Raw genomic sequence first — 16,837 nt, forward strand, 5'->3', positions numbered from 1 at the left:
TGGCCCACTGCGGATCAGTCCCCGGCCCGTCGAACGACGCTTCGGCATTTCATTGCCCGGTCTACGTCCGAATCGTTTCTTACAGCAGGCCCGATAGCGACGGTGGCGTCGGCGGCGCGGGTGCCACAGGCGGTGCGGGCGGAGCCGGTGGCGGCGCCGGCGGCTTCGGCGCAGTGGGCGCCTTCGGTGGTGCCGGAGGCGCAGGCGGTGCAGGTGGAACCGGCGGCAGGCGCAGCATCGCAGTCCTGGGCACGGTGATCTGCGCAGTGGCACTCTTGCGGTCGCGCAGGTAGGTCACGCCGACCTTGCTGTCAGCTGGTTTGTCGCGCAATGCCGCCATTGCTTCGCGCGGCGTCTTCACGTCCTTGCCGTCGATACGCTGGATTACGTCACCAGCCTGCAGGCCTTCGAGCTCGGGACCATTGCTCACCACCAGCACGCCGTGGTCGGTGCCGAAATAACGGCCCAGCTGGCCGTCGACGGCAGCCAGGTTCAATCCGCTCCAGCGGAACGTCTCGGCCAGCAGCGGAAGGCGGCAGTCCTCGCCCTTGCAATCGCCGGTCGGCCCCATGCGGATGATCTCGGTGCGAACTTCCGGCGAGATCAACGGCAGCGGCATCGGCCGCGGCTGCGCGCCCTCGCCGTCGGGCGTCCACATCAGCGGGCCGTCCATGCCTTCGCCGCGGCCGGCGAACATGCCGCCGTTGCCATCGCGCATCAACCACACGCGATCGCCGATCTGCGGGGTGACCTTCGCCGACGCGGCCTTGCCCTCTCGTTGGTAGCCGAGCGTGATCGCCTTCTGCGTGTCCAGGTCGCCCAGCTGGGCGCGTGCGGCCGTCAGGCGCTGGTCGCTGTCTGTGCCGGCGATCGGCTTGCCGTTGATGGTGGTCAGCAGGTCACCGCTGCGCAGCCCGGCCTTGGCAGCCGCGCTGTCGGGCGTGACCGCGGCGATGCGCACGCCGGCCTTGGCTTCCGGCGCGAGCACCACGCCGATCACCGGGCGCTGCTCGAAGCGGCGTTCGAGGTTCATCTGTCGCGCGACGTCATAGCCGCCCGACAGTTCGGCCACGCGCTTGGCGGCCTGCCTGAGATCTTCGCGTGCCGCCGCCAGCTCCTTGGCCTTGGCGGCATCCGCGGCGCTGGTGCCGGACGTCTGCGCGGCCGCGACGAATGCGAACAGCAGGCCAATGGATGCCGCCAGCACGGTGGGTCTGAACATCGTCCCGCGTCGCTGTGCGCGCTGGCTGGAGCGGGAACTCATGGAATCGGTCGGCGTCATGGCTGAAAGTCCTGCAATGAAAGGGATGGAAGTCAGTCGACGCTGACCAGGGCACCGTCGTAGCGCTCGCCACGGCTGACAAGCCAGCGCTGGGTGGTTTCTACTTCGGCCAGCGCGCGCATCGTGGTGACGCGCTGCTGCCACAGGACGGCGCGTTCGCTGTCGGCCAGGCCCGGTTGCGACAGCGAGGCATCGATGCGGCCGATGCGCTCGTCGAGTTCGACACCCAACGCCGCACCGCTGGCCGAGGACACGCGTGCATCGCGGGCGAGGGCGACCAGTGCTTCCAGCTGCGCCGACTCGGCCTGCAGCGACTGGATCTCGGCGGCACGGTTCGCGAGCGCGGCTGCGGTCGGGTCTGGCGTCGTCGTGCTGGCATCGGTGCTGGCGATGCGGATGGCGTTGTCGTTGCGACCCGGCAGCGGTGATGCCACCGGCGCCGGCTTGCGTGTCGGCGTGGCAGTCGGCTTGCGCTTTGCGACGTTGCGCTCCGCCGGTTGCGTGCTGGCAACGGCGACTTGGGGCGAGGTGGTCGAGCCCGACGAAGGCGTGGCGATATCGGTCGTTGCCGGCGTTGCGGCGGGCGCCGGCGACGACGCAGCCGGTGACGTTGCAACGGCGATCTGCGCAGGCCCCGTCGACACCGGTGCATTCTCGCGGCGCAACAGCGGCACCAGCGCCACCGCGGACACGGCGGCAGCGGCGGCAAGCCACATCGGCCAGCGCTGACGACGGCGCATCGAAGGATGGGGGCGGGCGGTCGCGTCCGCCGCGGCGCCATCGAGCGCGCGGGTCAGTCGCTGCCAGCCATCGTTGCCGGGCGATTCGATCGGCAGCGCGGCAAAGGCTTCGGCCCAGTTGCCGGGCATCGGTTCGCCAGGCATCGGGTCGCCCGGTATTGGAGCGCGGGGGCGGTCGGCATCAGGCATGTGCCTTCTCCTGGTTCATTCCAGCTTGATCGGGTTCGAGCAGCTCACGCAGGCGGCGGCCGCCGCGTGCCAGCTGTGACTTGGAGAAGCTCGCCGTGCGCTGCATCAGCGCCGCGATCTCCTCGTGGGTGTAGCCCTCGGCGTGGTAAAGCCACAGCACGCTGCGGGTGGTGGTGGGCAACTGGGCGAGGGCGCGGCCCAGCGCCGCGGCATCGGCGGCGGCGGTCGGCAATGGACCTGGATCCATCACCAGGTCGTCGCCGTCCAGCGGCACGTCGTGGACGTGGCGGCGCTTGCTGCGCAGCCGCATCAACGCCTCGTTTACCGCGATCTGCCGAAGCCATCCCCAGAACGGGCTGCCGTTGCCGCGGAACTCGCCGAGCTTGCCGTAGACCTTGAGCATTGTTTCCTGCAGGACCTCGGCCGCTTCCTCGCGGTCGCCGGCGTAGGCGCCGCCAAGGATCCGCAACGCCAGGTTGAACACCGGCCGCTCGAACCAGCGGTAGATCTGCTCGAACGCCGAGCGGTCGCCGGCCCGCGCCCGCGCCAGCAGCGCGTCGGGCACGTCGATGGCGAAACTGCTGCGCGGCGCACCCGACGCCGGGGTCGATGGGCAGGGGGCGGGCGCGCTGGCGCGTGCACTGTCAGGGATCGGGTTCAGTGGCATGTCACTGGTCTGGATGCGGCGACCGTCGAAACCGTCGCAGGCGGCCGCCGCCTTGCCTTGGGCCTGCGTGGTCTGGGCCTATACTCGGCCCACAGACAGGGAGGGGAAAGCATGGGATCGATTCTGGCCGTAGTGCTGTTGCTGGCAGGGGTGGTGGTGCTGTTCAAGACCGTGCGGATGGTGCCGCAGGGATATGAATGGACGGTCGAACGCTTCGGCAAGTACACCCACACCATGGACCCCGGACTGCACTTCCTGATCCCGATCGTCTACGGCGTCGGCCGCAAGATCAACATGATGGAACAGGTGATGGACGTCCCCAGCCAGGACGTGATCACCAAGGACAACGCCGTGGTCAAGGTCGACGGCGTGGTCTATTTCCAGGTGCTCGATGCCGCCAAGGCCGCCTATGAAGTGGCGACGCTGGAGATCGCCATCCTCAACCTGGTGATGACCAACATCCGTACCGCGATCGGTTCGATGGACCTGGACGAGTCGCTGTCCAAGCGCGACGAGATCAACACCAAGGTGCTGGTCGCGGTGGATGCAGCAACCCATCCGTGGGGACTGAAGGTCAACCGCATTGAGCTCAAGGACATCCAGCCGCCGCGCGACCTGGTCGATTCGATGGCGCGGCAGATGAAGGCCGAGCGCGAGAAGCGCGCCAACATCCTCGAGGCCGAGGGTTTCCGCCAGGCGGCGATCCTCAAGGCCGAAGGCGAGAAGCAGTCGGTGATCCTGGAGGCCGAGGGCAACAAGGAAGCGGCCTTCCGCGAAGCCGAGGCGCGCGAGCGCCTGGCGCAGGCCGAAGCCAAGGCGACCGAGATGGTGTCGACCGCCATCGCGCAGGGCAACGTGCAGGCGATCAACTACTTCGTCGCGCAGAAGTACATCGAGGCGTTCAAGGCACTGGCCGAGGCGCCGAACCAGAAGTTCGTGATGATGCCGATGGAGTCGGCCGGCGTGATCGGCTCGCTCGCCGGCATCGCCGAACTGGCCAAGGAGGCACTCGATCGCCAGCAGGTGCGCGCACCTGTCGCGCCGACGCCGCCGCGCGTGGGAGGCTGAACATGCAGTGGGGGGCGTCGATGAACTGGCACGTTTTCATCTGGGCCGTGGTGGCACTGCTGCTGTTCGCGGCCGAGGCACTGGCACCGGGCGCGTTCATGCTGTGGCTGGGCTTTGCCGCCGTGGCCGTGTTCGCGATGGTGCTGCTGATCCCCGACATTCCGGTGCTGGCCCAGGTCGCGGCATTCGTCGTGCTGAGCTTCGCTTCGATCCAGGTCTACCGGACCTGGTTCCGCGGCCGTGAGCGCGGCAGCGACCAGCCCAACCTCAACCGCCGCGCCGAGACCCTGGTCGGGCGCGTGGTGCCGCTCGAGCAGCCGATCGTCAACGGCCGCGGCCGCGTGCAGATCGCCGACGCGTACTGGGAAGTGACCGGCCCCGACCTGCCCGCAGGCTCGGCCGTGCGCATCACCGCCAGTCGCGGCATGAGCCTGCAGGTCGAGCCCGCGGGCTGAGGAAGAGATGCGTCGATCGGCACTGCTCGCGATGTCGTGTTTCATTGCAGCTGCAGCGATCGCCGCATCGGTGTCGGCGGCCGAGCCGGCCCTGGTCGGCATGATCGTGCCGCCCTGGCCGGAGGGAATGAAATCCAACACCGGCAGCTGCGTCGGCTCCGGCAGCGAGCCGGGCCAGGTCTGCGCGCGCAGCATCTCCACCCTCGACGATGCCGAAGACCGCACCTTGAAGCTGCTCGCCTCGGAGTTCGTCGATCGCCTCGGTGACGAGCCGCGCTGGCGGATCACCGACGCGGTGCCGTATCCGATCCTGCGCCGGGACGAGCTGGTGGTCATCGCCACCTGCCAGCGCGACGGCGTCGACGACGCCGGGCTGATCGCGATCATCGACACCGGCACCGTTCATGCGGCCCAGCTGGAGATGCTCCCGGCCACGCGCTGGGCGGTCCGCCTGGACCGTGCCACCGGCAAGTTCGTCCGCGTCGCCCCGAGCCGCGTGCGCTGCTACAACGAAGGCGGCAACGAGTAGGGGGCAGGCCCGGCAAACCATGCCCCACAGCATGGTCTGCAGGCGCACGTCCGCAGGTGAGATAATTGCGGGCTCGCCCCTGACAGATCCCCCGAGCCATGACCCAGAAGACGATCCTCAACGACACCCACCGCGCCCTCGGCGCCAAGATGGTCGACTTCGGCGGCTGGGACATGCCGATCCATTACGGCTCGCAGATCGAGGAGCACCACCTCGTGCGCAGCGACGCGGGCATGTTCGACGTCAGCCACATGACCGTGGTCGACCTCAAGGGTGCGCGCGTGCGCGAGTTCCTGCGCCGCCTGGTCGCCAACTCGGTCGACAAGCTCAAGGTGCCGGGCAAGGCGCTGTACACCTGCATGCTCAACCCGCGCGGCGGCGTGATCGACGACCTGATCATCTATTTCCGCGACGAGGACTTCTTCCGCCTGGTGGTCAACGCCGCCACGCGCGACAAGGACCTGGCGTGGATCAGCGAGCAGGCCAAGGCATTCGACGTGACCGTCACCGAGCGTCCCGATTTCGGCATGATCGCCGTGCAGGGCCCGACCGCGCGCGAGAAGGTGCTCGGCCTGCTGCGCGAGGAAGACCGCGCCGCCGTCGCCAAGCTCGGCAAGTTCGCCGCGGCGCAGGCACGCACGCAGGGCGGCACCGACGTGTTCGTCGCCCGCACCGGTTACACCGGCGAGGACGGCTTCGAGGTCGTCGTGCCGGAAGACCAGACCGTCGCCTTCTGGAACGAGCTGCTCGCCGCGGGTGTGAAACCGGCAGGCCTGGGCGCGCGCGACACGCTGCGCCTGGAAGCAGGCATGAACCTGTACGGCCAGGACATGGACGACGACGTCTCGCCGTATGAAGCCGCGCTGGCCTGGACCGTCGCGCTCGACGAGGGTCGCGACTTCATCGGCCGCAACGTGCTCGAAGCACAGAAGGCCGCCGGCGCACCGCGCCAGATGATCGGCCTGGTGATGGACGAGAAGGGCGTGCTGCGCCACGGCCAGAAGGTGCTCACCGACAACGGCGAGGGCGAGATCCTCTCGGGCACGTTCTCGCCGACGCTGGGCAAGGCGATCGCGTTCGCGCGCGTGCCGGCCGGCGAAATTCCGCTGGGCACCGCCGGCAACGTCCGCGTCGACATCCGCGGCAAGGAAGTGCCGGTGCGCGTGGTCAAGTTCCCGTTCGTGCGCGACGGCAAGGCCCAGGACGGCGTGCTCGGCTGAGCCGGCGACGGGGACAGCGATGAGCGCGACGGTCACCTATTACTACAGCCTGATCTCGCCGTATGCCTGGTTCGGGCATGCGGCCATCCGCCAGGTGGCGCGCGAATGCCGCGCCACCCTGGTGCACCGGCCGATCAGGATCTTCGAGTTGTTCGATGCCAACGGCGGACTGCCGCTGGGCAAGCGCGCACCGGCGCGGCAACGCTACCGCCTGGTCGAGCTGCAGCGCTGGCGTGCGCGCCGCGGCCTGCCGCTGAACCTCAAGCCGAAGTTCTGGCCAGTCGACATCGCCCTGGCCGACCGCTGCCTGATTGCGCTGGTCGAGGCCGGTCACGATCCTTCCGACTACGCCGAGGCCGCGTTCCGCGCGCTGTGGGCGAACGACCAGGACCTGGCCGACCCGGGCGTGGTCGCCGGGCTGCTCGCCGCGCAGGGCGTCGATGCGCAGCGCGTGATGGCGCTGGCGGCGGAAGACGCCGTCGAGGCGATCTATGCGCGCAACACCGCCGATGCGATCGCCGCCGACCTGCCGGGCCTGCCCGGGTATGTGCTCAACGGCGAACCGTTCTGGGGGCAGGACCGCATCGACGACCTGCGTGATGCGCTGCTCAGCGGGCGTGCGCCTTACCGGGTCGATCCGGCATGATCGGTTCGGCACGATTCTGGCCGGGCCGATCCGTTCGTCTCCCACCTCTCGCATGTTGCTTCCGCGTCGGTAAACTAGGCGCCGTCCCCAGTAGCCCCCGTAGAGTTCGAGGCCAGTCATGAGTGAAATTCCCGGCGATCTGAAGTTCATGAAGTCCCACGAGTGGGCACGCGTCGAAGGCGACGGCAAAGTCACGATCGGCATCTCCGACCACGCACAGGGCCTGCTCGGCGACCTGGTGTATGTCGAGCTGCCGAACGTCGGTGACCGCGTCGAAGCCGGCACCGCCTGCGCCGTGGTGGAGTCGGTCAAGGCCGCTTCCGACGTCTACTCGCCGGTGACCGGCAAGGTGACCGCGGTGAACGCGGCGCTGGCCGACAAGCCCGAGACCATCAACGAGGACGCCTACGGCGAAGGCTGGATCTTCACCGTCGCCATCGAGGAGCCGGATCAGCTCAACGAGCTGCTGGCGCCCGACGACTACGCCGAGCTGCTCGAAGAAGAAGACAACTGAGTCACCGCCTCGCCACCCCGCAGGGTGGCGAGCAACAGGCGGTCGTGCGATCACGACCGATCCCGCCACCGGCCGCCACGTGCGGCCGGTTTGCGTTTCGGGGCGCGGCGTCGTGATTGCGCCCGAGCCGGCGCCGTCGGAGCCACGCGTCATTCCCGCGAAGGCGGAAAGCCTGGGACGTTGTGCTTCGACAGTCGTGATCGACGTGGTCCGCCGCAGCCTCGCCATCTAGTTCGGAAAGTGACGATGAGGTGATTCGCAGGCACCGGTACGTGCCCGCCGACGCACTCGCTGCGACATCCCGAACGCATGTCGGCGCTCCCGCGAACCGACATCGCGGGATGCCGCTCGCACCTCGACGGCATCGGCGACAGGGCGAGTCGAAGCATCCGAGCGAACGCCAACGATGCGTCGTCGACGACGCCGAACTGCTTCGACCGATGCCTCGGTGCGGTCGGCGGGCGCCGGAAAAGTTCGCGCACTTTCGCGCAAATCGGCTTGTGCGACGCGAAACCGGAGCACCTCGATGCACCTTCCGACAGGGGGCGTTTGCCCGACCGCGGAGCGCGTTTCGATCGGCATGCCGAAGGCGTGCGAGTTCGCCGCCGATTGCGCATGCGCCAGTTTCTGTTTTCGCAAACCCCTTAAATAAAGCAGTTTCATAAAAACATTTTGGCGAGGCCGGCGATCGTCGTGCGAAGCGCACGTGTCGCGGCGTGTCGCCGACGGCGCCGACTGGCCGGGTCGGGTGCCAAGCCGGCCTGAAAAAAAATTCGGCCAATGTGTTGACAGTATGAAAAAGCGTGATTAGGTTTCGCCCAGCAGACGTCTCCTGCGGAAGCGAGTGAGTACGAACAAAGAAACAACTCGCGGTACAAAACGAACCTCCGACCGGGCAGTCGACACGGTGGAAGCAGGGATCGTTTCCTTCGCGAAACGGGTTTTCGCAAAGGCGCAGGTATCGAGTTTCATCCAACCCGGCTCGCTTTCGGCGGTCCGGGTTTTTGTTTGCCCGCCGTCTGGCGGGCGCCTCATCCGTACCGGCGCGCGTTGCGTGTCGGCGGCTGCACGCGGGTCCGACTCCCGCGGCCCGGGCGCGAACAGACCGGCTCCATCGGCCTGGACGCACCCGACTAGTTCAGCAAGTTCTACTGGGCTTTATAGACCTGCAAGACCACTGATCAATCTCTGATCAACCACTGACGAGGAGCCATCCCATGGCCATGAAGAAAGCTGCGAAGAAGAAGCCCGCTGCCAAGAAAGCCGCCAAGAAGGTAGCCAAGAAGGCTGTCAAGAAGGTAGCCGCCCGCAAGAAGGCAGTGAAGAAGGCCGTCAAGAAGGCCGTCAAGAAGGTCGCTGCCCGCAAGAAGGCAGTGAAGAAGGCCGTCAAGAAGGTCGCCAAGAAGGCAGCAGCCAAGAAGACCGCCCGCAAGAAGGCCGTCAAGAAGGTTGCCAAGAAGGCCGTAGCCAAGAAGACCGCCCGTAAGAAGGCCGTCAAGAAGGCCGTCAAGAAGGTTGCCAAGAAGGCCGCCAAGAAGGCCGGTGCCCGCAAGTCGGCCGCCAAGAAGGCCGTGAAGAAGGTTGCCAAGAAGAAGGCGGCCCGCCGCAAGTCGACCAAGAAGTCTGTCGCTGCTGCAATGCCGGCCACCCCGGCACCGATGATCTAAATAAGAAAGTCCCGATTGCCGTAATCCAGCTCTCTCCCCGCAGCCCAGGCGGGGGGAGAGTTTTTTTTTGGGGATCCGGAAGTATTCGCCGACCCGGACTCCGTCATCCCGGCGCACGCCGGGAGCCAGGCCGTCACTCTTTCAGTTCCGTCGTCCCGGCGAAGGCCGGGACCCACCTTGCTGTTGCTCTGCGCCACCGCACACGCGCAACGTCAACGTGGATCCCGGCTTTCGCCGGGATTACGGTGAGTGGGCTGAAGTTTCGCGAGCCTGGATCCCGGCGTGCGCCGGGATGACGGTGATCAACGCGGAGCGGAGCTGGCCGTCTGTGCCTGGCTGCCCGGTGCGTTCGGCGATGCCGGCTGCGCGGCGTCCGCGTAGAGGGTCTCGTCGATGTCGTCGTCGAGCCACTGCTGCTGCGGCAGGCCCAGTGCGCGGTCGAGGATGGTCGGCACCAGGCCGGAGGGCAGCGAGCTCTCGCTGTTCCACATCACGGCGACGCCGAAGTCGCGGTCGGGCACCATCGCGATCATGCCGCGGTAACCCTGCACCGCACCGCCATGGAACACGATGCGATGGCCGCCATAGTCGTAGACGCGCCAGCCCAGCGCATAGCCGGCGGAGGTAAGACGCTGGCGGCGCCAGGAGGAGCCGCGCATCTCGCTGGGGGTATCGACCAGCGGCTGGTGCAGCGTCGCCAGCAGCGGCGCCGGCAGTACGTCGGGGCGATGTCCGGTGTGGGCGAGCAGGTACTGCGCCATGTCGCTGGCACTGGCGTTGACGCCGGCGGCCGGCAGCACCTGGTAGTAGGTCGACTTGGGCATCGTCGACACCCAGCCGCCGCGCCCGCGCACATGCGGACGCGCCCAGCTCGGGCTGGCCTGGATGCCTTCCAGGCCGAGGCTGGCGTCGTTCATGCCCAGCGGCTTGAACAGACGGCGCTGCACTTCCTGCGCATAGAAGTCGCCGGTGGCCGCGAACACCACGTCGCCGATCAGGCTGAAGGCAATGTTCTGGTAGCTGTAGCAGGTGCCCGGTGCGCACTTGAGCGGCGCGTAGGCCAGCTTCTGCGTCAGGGTGCGGTAATCGGTGAAGCGCTCGAGGTCGCGGTCGAAGGCGTTGTGGGTCAGGCCGACGCGGTGGCTGAGCAGGTCGGCGACGGTGAGCTGCTGCGACGCGGACGCATCGCTGAGCTGGAAGCTCGGCAGGTAGCGCACCAGCTTGCTGTCCCAGCGCAGCGAGCCGTCATTGACCAGCAGGCCGGTCATCGTGCCGGCGAAACTCTTCGACAGCGATGCCAGGCGGAACACGGTATGCGAGTCGACCGCGGTGGCGTGACTGACGTCGGTGATGCCGTAGCCGCGCGCGCTGATGATCTGGCCGTTGTGCACCAGTGCCATCGCCAGGCCGGGGACGCGCTGGCCAGCGACCAGCTGCTGCGCCATCGATTCGAACTGGCGAACATCGAATCCGGCTGCGAGCGGTGCCGCCGGCGGAAGCTGTGCATTGCGGGTGGTGACGGAGACGCTGCCCTGCGCCGCGACGCTGGGCGCGCTCGGCTGCGGGTTCCAGTGCAGAGGGGTCTGTGCGGTGGAGCCCAGGGTAAGCGGCAGCAGCAGGGCGATGGCGCCGAGTCGCGGTAGGGCGCGGGAGCGCTTCTTGTTATTGGTATTCATGGCCCTGAGCGCCTGTACGTGCTGCGATCCGGCCCGATTCTAGCTCCGATCTCAGGGGTTGTGGCAGCTATGGGACTCACCGGACTGATTTGACTGGGATAAGTGCCGGACATCTCATTTCGTGGGCCTTGCTGGCACCTGTTCAGATTTTTGCCCGCGCTGGCACTGCGCAAAATGAACGCCCCGGTATGCCTCAGCTGCCGCGAATGAAGTCGGCGGCACGCTCGGCGATCATCATCGTCGGCGCGTTGGTGTTGCCACCGATCAGGGTCGGCATTACCGATGCATCGACCACGCGCAGGCCCTCGACGCCGCGCACGCGCAGTTGCGGGTCGACCACGGAGGCCTCGTCGTGGCCCATGCGGCAGGTGCCGACCGGGTGGTAGATGGTCTCGGCCTTGGCGCGGATGAATTCCATCAGCTGCGCGTCGTCGAGATCGTTGCGCGCGGGGAAGATCGGCGCGCCGCGATAAGCATCGAATGCCGGTTGCGCGAGCAGGTCGCGCGACAGCCTTGCGCACTCGACCATCATCTTCATGTCGAAGCCTTCGGCATCGCTGAGGTAGTTGGCCTCGATCCGCGGCTTGTCGCCGGCGCGCGCGCTGGCCAGGGTGATGCGGCCGCGACTGCGCGGTCGCAGGAAGCAGCCGTGCACGGTGTAACCTATGCCATCGAGGCGATGGCGACCGTGGTCGTCGAGCATCGCCGGAACGAAGTGGAACTGGATGTCCGGACGGTCGTCGGTAGCGAAGCGCGAGCGCACGAACGCGCCAGCCTCGGCGATGTTGCTGCTGCCCACGCCGCTGTGGCCGCGCAGGTAGTAGTCGAAGGCGACCTTGGCGTCGTTGAGGCGGTCGTAGGTCACCGGCTGCGTGGCGTGCTGCAGCGTGCAGATGTCGAGATGGTCCTGCAGGTTCTCGCCGACCTGCGGTGCGTCGGCAACGACGTCGATGCCGTTGCGTCGCAACTGCGCGGCCGGGCCGATGCCCGACAGCATCAGCAACTGCGGCGAGTTGATGGCGCCGCCGCACAGCAGCACCTCGCGCGCCGCCGGCTGATGGAAAGCCCGGCCCTTCGACGTGTAGATGATGCCGTTGGCGCGGCCGCGCTCGAAGGTGATGCGGTTGACCTGGGCATCGGTGACGATGGTCAGGTTGCGACGCTCGCGGATCGGATCGAGGTAAGCGACCGAGCTGGAGCAGCGGGCGCCGTTCTTCTGCGTCACCTGGTAGAGGCCGAAGCCAGCCTGCGCGGGGCCGTTGAAGTCGCGGTTGAGCGGATAACCGGCCTGGTGGCCTGCCTCGATGAAGGCCTGCGACAGCGGGCTGCTGTAACGCAGGTCGGACACGTACAGCGGGCCCTCGTCACCATGCAGCGCGTCGGCGCCGCGCTGGTTGCGCTCGCTGCGGCGGAAGTAGGGCAGCACCGAGTTCCAGTCCCAGCCGTCGGCGCCGAGTTCGGCCCACTCTTCGTAGTCGCCGGCGACGCCGCGCGTGTAGCACATCGCATTGATCGAACTGGAGCCGCCCAGCACCTTGCCGCGCGGCCACCACAGCACCCGGTTGTCGAGCTGTGCTTCGGCAGCGGTGTGGTAATCCCAGTTGACCCGCTTGTTGTTGACCAGCTTGGCCAGGCCGGCGGGCATGTGGATGAAGGGATGGCTGTCGCGCGGGCCTGCTTCGACCAGCAGCACCCGGACGTCGGGATCGGCGGACAGGCGATTGGCGAGGACGCAGCCGGCGGAGCCGGCACCGATGATGATGTAATCGAACACGTTGCCTGCGCCCTGCTCGTGGAGACTGCCCTACAGCCGAGCGACCGTAAGGGGGGCCATTAGAGCAAATGCTCCCGGCCGACGGTGCGGGGCAGGGGCAACCCGGCGACCGCGCCTGTGGCCGCTCCCGCGGCGACTTCACGCCTTGTCGGGCGCTCCCCTATCATCCGCCCAACCCACAGCGCGCCGGCCGGCCGCGAGGAAACCGGAACATGGCGACAGGCGGGCACGGCGAGGGCGCGGTCAGCGACGGCCCGGGCAATGATGGCCGCAGCGGCGGGCATCTGCGAAGTTTCCAGGCCGCGCTTCGCGAGTCGCCGCCGCTGTGGTGGTCGCTGCTGTATTTCTTCTGCCTGCTGTGCGGCTATTACGTGCTGCGTCCGGTCCGTGACGCCATGGGTGCCTCCGGCGACGTCGCCACGGTATTCCCGCAGGCCAGCATCGACTGGGCGGCGGCGCACGGCTTCGCCCTGAAGGACTTCACGCTGCAGGTGCTGTTCACCGGCACGTTCCTGACGATGGTGCTGCTGCAGCCGGTGTATGGCGCGCTGGTGTCGCGCTTCCCGCGCCGGGTATTCCTGCCGGCGGTGTACCTGGTCTTCATCGCCTGCCTGCTCGGCTTCTACTGGGCCTTTGACCACGACGTGCCGGGGCGCGGCGCGTTGTTCTTCATCTGGGTGGCGGTGTTCAACCTGTTCGCGGTGGCCGTGTTCTGGAGCTTCATGGCCGACGTGTTCGACAACGATCACGCCAAGCGCCTGTACGGCTACATCGGCGCGGGTGGCACGATCGGCGCGCTGGTCGGTCCACTGCTGACGACCAGCCTCGTAGGCACGATCGGCGTGGCCAACCTGCTTCTGGTGTCGGCCGGCTTCCTGGTGGTATGCCTGCTGTGCATCCTGAAACTGCGCAAGTGGGCGATCCGGCGCGAGCAGCTCAGCGGCGGCGTCGACGGCGAGTCCGCCATGGGCGGTTCGATCGTGGCCGGCCTGCGCCTGGTCTGGCAGCGGCCGCTGCTGCGCGCGCTGGCGATCACCGTGTTCTTCGGTGTCGGCGTCGGCACGCTGCTCTACAACGAGCAGGCGGCCATAGTGAAAGCGTTCTACCCCGATGCGCGCGCTGCGACGCGGTACTACTCCATCATCGACGGCGCAGTGAACACCGTGACCATCCTGGTGCAGCTGCTGCTCACCCGCTTCCTGCTGCGCCGCTATGGTGTCGGACCGACGCTGCTGATCCCGGCGTTCGCCATCCTGGGTGGCTACGCGATGCTGGCGCTGTCGCCGGTGCCGCTGCTGGTGGCGATGGTGCAGGTGGCCACGCGCGCCGGCGAGTTCTCGCTGGCCAAGCCCGGCCGCGAAACGATCTACACCCGCGTCGACCGCGAATCGCGCTACAAGGCCAAGGCGGTGATCGACACGGTGGTGTATCGCGGCGGCGACCTGACCTTCGTCTGGCTGCACAAGGCGCTGTCGGCGTTCGGCTCGCGGCTGGTGTTCGTCGCCGGCATGGCCGTCGCGCTGGGCCTGACGTTCGGCGCATGGAAGGTGATCCGCGAGCAGCGCACGCTGCCAGACGATAAGAGTCCGTCGTGATTGCCGGGTGGCCGGCGTAAGCTGCGCGCTGGCGCCATGGAGGAAGCGGCATGTCCCTGCTCGCAGTCGTACTGATCGCGCTGGTGGCGCTGCTGCACCTGGGCTTCCTGGTGCTGGAGATGTTCCTGTGGACCCGGCCCTATGGGCTGAAGGTCTTCCGCCAGTCGCTCGAGAAGGCCGAACAGTCGAAGGTGCTCGCGGCCAACCAGGGCCTGTACAACGGCTTCCTTGCCGCCGGCCTGGCGTGGTCGATCGCCGGGCATCGCAGCGACGTGGCGCTGTTCTTCCTTGGCTGCGTGGTCGTGGCCGGCGTGTACGGCGCGGCGACGGTGAATCGCCGTATCTTCTTCGTCCAGGCGATGCCGGCGCTGGCGGCAATCGTCGCGGTGTGCGCGGGCTGAAGTGAATCGCCCGGAGCGGGATGTCGAATCCCGGCCCCCGGGGACGACTATCCGGCAAGGCGGCACGAACCGGCCGCCCTGCCGCGCCCCGGCGCAATCCTCACAGGAGCCGACCATGAAATACGCCTGCCTGATCTACGACGACGAGAAGCTGTTCGATGCGATGCCCAAGGACGAGGTCGACGCCATCCTCGGCGAGTACTTCGCCCTTTCCGATGAGCTCGGCCAGAGCGGGCACCTGCTCGGTGGCGAAGCCCTGCTGCCGGTCAGCAGCGCGACGGTCGTTCGGGTCCGTCACGGCCGAACCTCCACCACCGATGGCCCATACGCGGAGACCAAGGAGCAGCTGGGAGGCTTCTTCCTGATCGAGGCCCGTGACCTCGACGAGGCGATCCGGATTGCCGCGCGCATCCCGTCGGCGCGTTTCGGCAGCGTCGAAGTGCGACCGGTGATGGAGTTCGAGCGGTAGACGCGTGAGCGACCTCGGCGACCGCAGTGGCGACCCCGTCCGCGAGCGGCTGGACGCGGTCTACCGGCTCGAATCGCGTCGCGTCCTGGCCACGCTGATCCGCCTCCTCGGCGACTTCGACCTCGCCGAGGAGGCACTCCACGATGCGTTCCGCGCCGCGATCGAGCAATGGCCGCAGCAGGGCGTGCCGGAGCAGCCACGCGCCTGGCTGGTGTCGGCCGGACGCTTCAAGGCGATCGACAGCCTGCGCAGGCGCTCACGCTTCGACGCATCGCTCGCGCAGATCGCAGACCGGCTCTACAGCGACATCGAAGACGGCGCCGCCCTCGACGAGGACGTGGAGGACGACCGTCTGCGCCTGATCTTCACCTGCTGCCATCCGGCCTTGTCCGCCGATGCGCAGGTCGCGCTTACGCTGCGCGAAGTCTGCGACCTGACCACGGAGGAGATCGCACGCGCGTTCCTGATTTCCGCGCCGACGGTGGCCCAGCGCATCGTCCGCGCGAAGTCGAAGATCCGCCAGGCGCGGATCCCCTACCAGGTGCCGTCCCGCGAAGAGCTGCCACAGCGCATCGACAACGTGTTGCAGGTGATCTACCTCGTCTTCAACGAGGGCTACGCGGCGACGTCGGGTGAGTCGCTGACGCGCCATGACCTTTGCTGCGAGGCGATCCGGCTGGGCCGCTTGCTGGTGGAACTGCTGCCCGACCCGGAGACGCTCGGGCTGCTGGCACTGATGCTGCTGCACGAATCGCGACGGCCGGCGCGCGCGACCGCCGACGGCGACCTGGTGCTGCTCGACGAGCAGGACCGCAGCCTGTGGAACCGCCCGTTGATCGCTGAAGGCCTGGCACTGGTGCAGCGGATCCGCGCGTCGCGTCGCTTTGGCCCGTACAGCCTGCAGGCCTCGATCGCGGCGGTTCATGCCGCCGCCACCAGCGCCGCGCACACCGACTGGGCGCAGATCGTCGCGATCTACGAACTGCTATTGCGCGCCGACCCCTCGCCGGTGGTCGAGCTCAACCGTGCCGTCGCGGTGGCGATGCGCGACGGACCCGCTGAGGGTCTGGTGCTCATCGAAGCCTTGCTTGCGCGTGGCGACCTGCATCAATACCCGCTCGCGCACTCGGCACACGCCGATCTGTGCCGGCGGCTGGGGCGAACCGGCCAGGCGCGTGCGTCCTACCTGCGGGCGCTGGAACTGACGCAGCAGGCACCGCAACGGCGCTTCATCGAGCGCAGGCTGCGCGAGCTGGACGGTTGATCGATAGAGGCCGGGGCCAATGCTAGAGTCGCCCGGGTCCGGAAGGAGAAGGATTCTTTGATGGAGACCACAGGCATGACGATGCAACTGCGATGCCGCTGCGGAGCGGTGGCGGGCGAAATGGATCCCCGTCGCGCCTACACGCGCGCAACCTGTTACTGCAAGGATTGCCGTGCCTACGGACGCTTCCTGGGACAGCCCGGCGTGCTGGATGCCGGCGGCGGTACCGACATCGTCGCGATGGCACCGGCAGCCGTCCGCTTCACTTCCGGCGCCGAGCACATTGCGTGCATGTCCCTCAGTCCGAACGGACTGCTGCGCTGGTACGCGTCGTGCTGCCGCACGCCACTGGGCAATACGCCGCGCAATCCCAAGGTGCCCTACGCGGGCCTGGTGACGGTCTGCTTCGATGCATCGCCGGAGGCGGTGGACAAGGCGTTTGGGCCGGCCGGTCGTATCGTGCTGAGCAACAAGTCGGCCACGGCACCGGTCCGAGCGACGCCGCTGGTCTTCATCACAGGCGGATTGCGCATCGTCGCCGGCATCATCGGCGCCCGTCTGCGGCGCGAGCGCGCCTCGCCATTCTTCGACGCCAGCGGTCGTGCGTTGCGCGAGCCGGAAGTGATCAGCCGTGACCAGCGCACCGCGCTGGAGCAGGACGTTGCCCCGTTGTAGGAGAGG

18 protein-coding genes are annotated in these 16,837 nt (G+C 67.7%); 12 read left to right on the plus strand and 6 right to left on the minus strand.

The genetic code is table 11. The features are described 5' to 3' along the window. Window positions 1-79: 79 nt before the first annotated feature. The 3 genes from AC3A3Q_RS13220 to AC3A3Q_RS13230 form a co-directional block, all read right to left on the minus strand. The gene (locus tag AC3A3Q_RS13220; RefSeq protein ID WP_487586679.1) at window positions 80-1,222 is read right to left on the minus strand and encodes a PDZ domain-containing protein; all 1,143 of its coding nucleotides are present in this window, start codon (window positions 1,220-1,222) and stop codon (window positions 80-82) included. Window positions 1,223-1,314: 92 nt separating this feature from the next. Beyond that, complete coding sequence (locus AC3A3Q_RS13225) at window positions 1,315-2,166, minus strand: hypothetical protein (protein ID WP_487586680.1); 852 nt, start codon at window positions 2,164-2,166, stop codon at window positions 1,315-1,317. A 37-nt stretch (window positions 2,167-2,203) separates the two neighbouring features. Continuing rightward, complete coding sequence (locus tag AC3A3Q_RS13230) at window positions 2,204-2,878, minus strand: RNA polymerase sigma factor (RefSeq protein WP_487586681.1); 675 nt, start codon at window positions 2,876-2,878, stop codon at window positions 2,204-2,206. 111 nt (window positions 2,879-2,989) lie between these two features. Here AC3A3Q_RS13230 and AC3A3Q_RS13235 point away from each other — a divergent pair, with 111 nt between their 5' ends. The 6 genes from AC3A3Q_RS13235 to gcvH all read left to right on the plus strand — a co-directional run bounded on the left by AC3A3Q_RS13235 (window position 2,990) and on the right by gcvH (window position 7,310). Continuing rightward, window positions 2,990-3,946, plus strand: a complete 957-nt coding sequence (locus AC3A3Q_RS13235; RefSeq protein WP_487586682.1) for an SPFH domain-containing protein — start codon at window positions 2,990-2,992, stop codon at window positions 3,944-3,946. Window positions 3,947-3,966: 20 nt separating this feature from the next. Next, complete coding sequence (locus tag AC3A3Q_RS13240; RefSeq protein ID WP_487586683.1) at window positions 3,967-4,401, plus strand: NfeD family protein; 435 nt, start codon at window positions 3,967-3,969, stop codon at window positions 4,399-4,401. A gap of 7 nt (window positions 4,402-4,408) precedes the next feature. Further along, window positions 4,409-4,930 carry a hypothetical protein gene (locus AC3A3Q_RS13245; protein WP_487586684.1) on the plus strand — a complete coding sequence of 174 codons (522 nt, stop codon included), beginning with the start codon at window positions 4,409-4,411 and terminating at the stop codon, window positions 4,928-4,930. A 98-nt stretch (window positions 4,931-5,028) separates the two neighbouring features. Beyond that, window positions 5,029-6,150 (plus strand): glycine cleavage system aminomethyltransferase GcvT, encoded by a 1,122-nt coding sequence (gene gcvT / locus AC3A3Q_RS13250; protein WP_487586685.1) that lies wholly within the window; start codon window positions 5,029-5,031, stop codon window positions 6,148-6,150. 19 nt (window positions 6,151-6,169) lie between these two features. Next, window positions 6,170-6,796 carry a DsbA family protein gene (locus tag AC3A3Q_RS13255; protein WP_487586686.1) on the plus strand — a complete coding sequence of 209 codons (627 nt, stop codon included), beginning with the start codon at window positions 6,170-6,172 and terminating at the stop codon, window positions 6,794-6,796. A 118-nt stretch (window positions 6,797-6,914) separates the two neighbouring features. Then, a complete protein-coding gene (gene gcvH, locus AC3A3Q_RS13260) occupies window positions 6,915-7,310 on the plus strand; it encodes a glycine cleavage system protein GcvH (RefSeq protein ID WP_200604203.1) in 396 nt (131 codons plus the stop codon). A gap of 228 nt (window positions 7,311-7,538) precedes the next feature. Here the strand turns inward: gcvH and AC3A3Q_RS13265 are convergent, their stop codons facing one another. Beyond that, window positions 7,539-7,973 (minus strand): hypothetical protein, encoded by a 435-nt coding sequence (locus tag AC3A3Q_RS13265; RefSeq protein ID WP_487586687.1) that lies wholly within the window; start codon window positions 7,971-7,973, stop codon window positions 7,539-7,541. A gap of 554 nt (window positions 7,974-8,527) precedes the next feature. Here AC3A3Q_RS13265 and AC3A3Q_RS13270 point away from each other — a divergent pair. Further along, window positions 8,528-8,977, plus strand: a complete 450-nt coding sequence (locus AC3A3Q_RS13270) for a hypothetical protein (protein WP_487586688.1) — start codon at window positions 8,528-8,530, stop codon at window positions 8,975-8,977. 302 nt (window positions 8,978-9,279) lie between these two features. Here the strand turns inward: AC3A3Q_RS13270 and AC3A3Q_RS13275 are convergent, their stop codons facing one another. Then, window positions 9,280-10,653, minus strand: coding sequence for a serine hydrolase domain-containing protein (locus tag AC3A3Q_RS13275; RefSeq protein ID WP_487586689.1), 1,374 nt, complete (start codon window positions 10,651-10,653; stop codon window positions 9,280-9,282). A gap of 193 nt (window positions 10,654-10,846) precedes the next feature. Then, window positions 10,847-12,427: a GMC family oxidoreductase gene (locus AC3A3Q_RS13280; RefSeq protein ID WP_487586690.1), complete on the minus strand. Its 1,581-nt coding sequence runs from the start codon at window positions 12,425-12,427 to the stop codon at window positions 10,847-10,849. A gap of 212 nt (window positions 12,428-12,639) precedes the next feature. Here AC3A3Q_RS13280 and AC3A3Q_RS13285 point away from each other — a divergent pair, with 212 nt between their 5' ends. The 5 genes from AC3A3Q_RS13285 to AC3A3Q_RS13305 all read left to right on the plus strand — a co-directional run bounded on the left by AC3A3Q_RS13285 (window position 12,640) and on the right by AC3A3Q_RS13305 (window position 16,831). Continuing rightward, window positions 12,640-14,022: an NTP/NDP exchange transporter gene (locus tag AC3A3Q_RS13285; protein WP_487586691.1), complete on the plus strand. Its 1,383-nt coding sequence runs from the start codon at window positions 12,640-12,642 to the stop codon at window positions 14,020-14,022. Window positions 14,023-14,072: 50 nt separating this feature from the next. Continuing rightward, complete coding sequence (locus tag AC3A3Q_RS13290) at window positions 14,073-14,423, plus strand: DUF1304 domain-containing protein (RefSeq protein ID WP_487586692.1); 351 nt, start codon at window positions 14,073-14,075, stop codon at window positions 14,421-14,423. Window positions 14,424-14,538: 115 nt separating this feature from the next. After that, a complete protein-coding gene (locus tag AC3A3Q_RS13295) occupies window positions 14,539-14,892 on the plus strand; it encodes a YciI family protein (RefSeq protein WP_487586693.1) in 354 nt (117 codons plus the stop codon). Window positions 14,893-14,896: 4 nt separating this feature from the next. Next, window positions 14,897-16,156: an RNA polymerase sigma factor gene (locus AC3A3Q_RS13300; protein ID WP_487586694.1), complete on the plus strand. Its 1,260-nt coding sequence runs from the start codon at window positions 14,897-14,899 to the stop codon at window positions 16,154-16,156. A 75-nt stretch (window positions 16,157-16,231) separates the two neighbouring features. Continuing rightward, window positions 16,232-16,831, plus strand: coding sequence for a DUF6151 family protein (locus AC3A3Q_RS13305; RefSeq protein ID WP_487586695.1), 600 nt, complete (start codon window positions 16,232-16,234; stop codon window positions 16,829-16,831). Window positions 16,832-16,837 lie beyond the last annotated feature (6 nt).

The organism is Lysobacter sp. Soil_C_59 (genome assembly GCF_057656415.1).

Bases quoted from the DNA above. Each gene is read 5' to 3' on its own strand.
- AC3A3Q_RS13220 (WP_487586679.1), bottom strand. From the start codon at position 1,222: ATGTTCAGACCCACCGTGCTGGCGGCATCCATTGGCCTGCTGTTCGCA.
- AC3A3Q_RS13225 (WP_487586680.1), bottom strand. From the start codon at position 2,166: ATGCCTGGCGAACCGATGCCCGGCAACTGGGCCGAAGCCTTTGCCGCG.
- AC3A3Q_RS13230 (WP_487586681.1), bottom strand. From the start codon at position 2,878: ATGCCACTGAACCCGATCCCTGACAGTGCACGCGCCAGCGCGCCCGCC.
- AC3A3Q_RS13235 (WP_487586682.1), top strand. From the start codon at position 2,990: ATGGGATCGATTCTGGCCGTAGTGCTGTTGCTGGCAGGGGTGGTGGTG.
- AC3A3Q_RS13240 (WP_487586683.1), top strand. From the start codon at position 3,967: ATGAACTGGCACGTTTTCATCTGGGCCGTGGTGGCACTGCTGCTGTTC.
- AC3A3Q_RS13245 (WP_487586684.1), top strand. From the start codon at position 4,409: ATGCGTCGATCGGCACTGCTCGCGATGTCGTGTTTCATTGCAGCTGCA.
- gcvT (WP_487586685.1), top strand. From the start codon at position 5,029: ATGACCCAGAAGACGATCCTCAACGACACCCACCGCGCCCTCGGCGCC.
- AC3A3Q_RS13255 (WP_487586686.1), top strand. From the start codon at position 6,170: ATGAGCGCGACGGTCACCTATTACTACAGCCTGATCTCGCCGTATGCC.
- gcvH (WP_200604203.1), top strand. From the start codon at position 6,915: ATGAGTGAAATTCCCGGCGATCTGAAGTTCATGAAGTCCCACGAGTGG.
- AC3A3Q_RS13265 (WP_487586687.1), bottom strand. From the start codon at position 7,973: ATGAAACTGCTTTATTTAAGGGGTTTGCGAAAACAGAAACTGGCGCAT.
- AC3A3Q_RS13270 (WP_487586688.1), top strand. From the start codon at position 8,528: ATGGCCATGAAGAAAGCTGCGAAGAAGAAGCCCGCTGCCAAGAAAGCC.
- AC3A3Q_RS13275 (WP_487586689.1), bottom strand. From the start codon at position 10,653: ATGAATACCAATAACAAGAAGCGCTCCCGCGCCCTACCGCGACTCGGC.
- AC3A3Q_RS13285 (WP_487586691.1), top strand. From the start codon at position 12,640: ATGGCGACAGGCGGGCACGGCGAGGGCGCGGTCAGCGACGGCCCGGGC.
- AC3A3Q_RS13290 (WP_487586692.1), top strand. From the start codon at position 14,073: ATGTCCCTGCTCGCAGTCGTACTGATCGCGCTGGTGGCGCTGCTGCAC.
- AC3A3Q_RS13295 (WP_487586693.1), top strand. From the start codon at position 14,539: ATGAAATACGCCTGCCTGATCTACGACGACGAGAAGCTGTTCGATGCG.
- AC3A3Q_RS13305 (WP_487586695.1), top strand. From the start codon at position 16,232: ATGACGATGCAACTGCGATGCCGCTGCGGAGCGGTGGCGGGCGAAATG.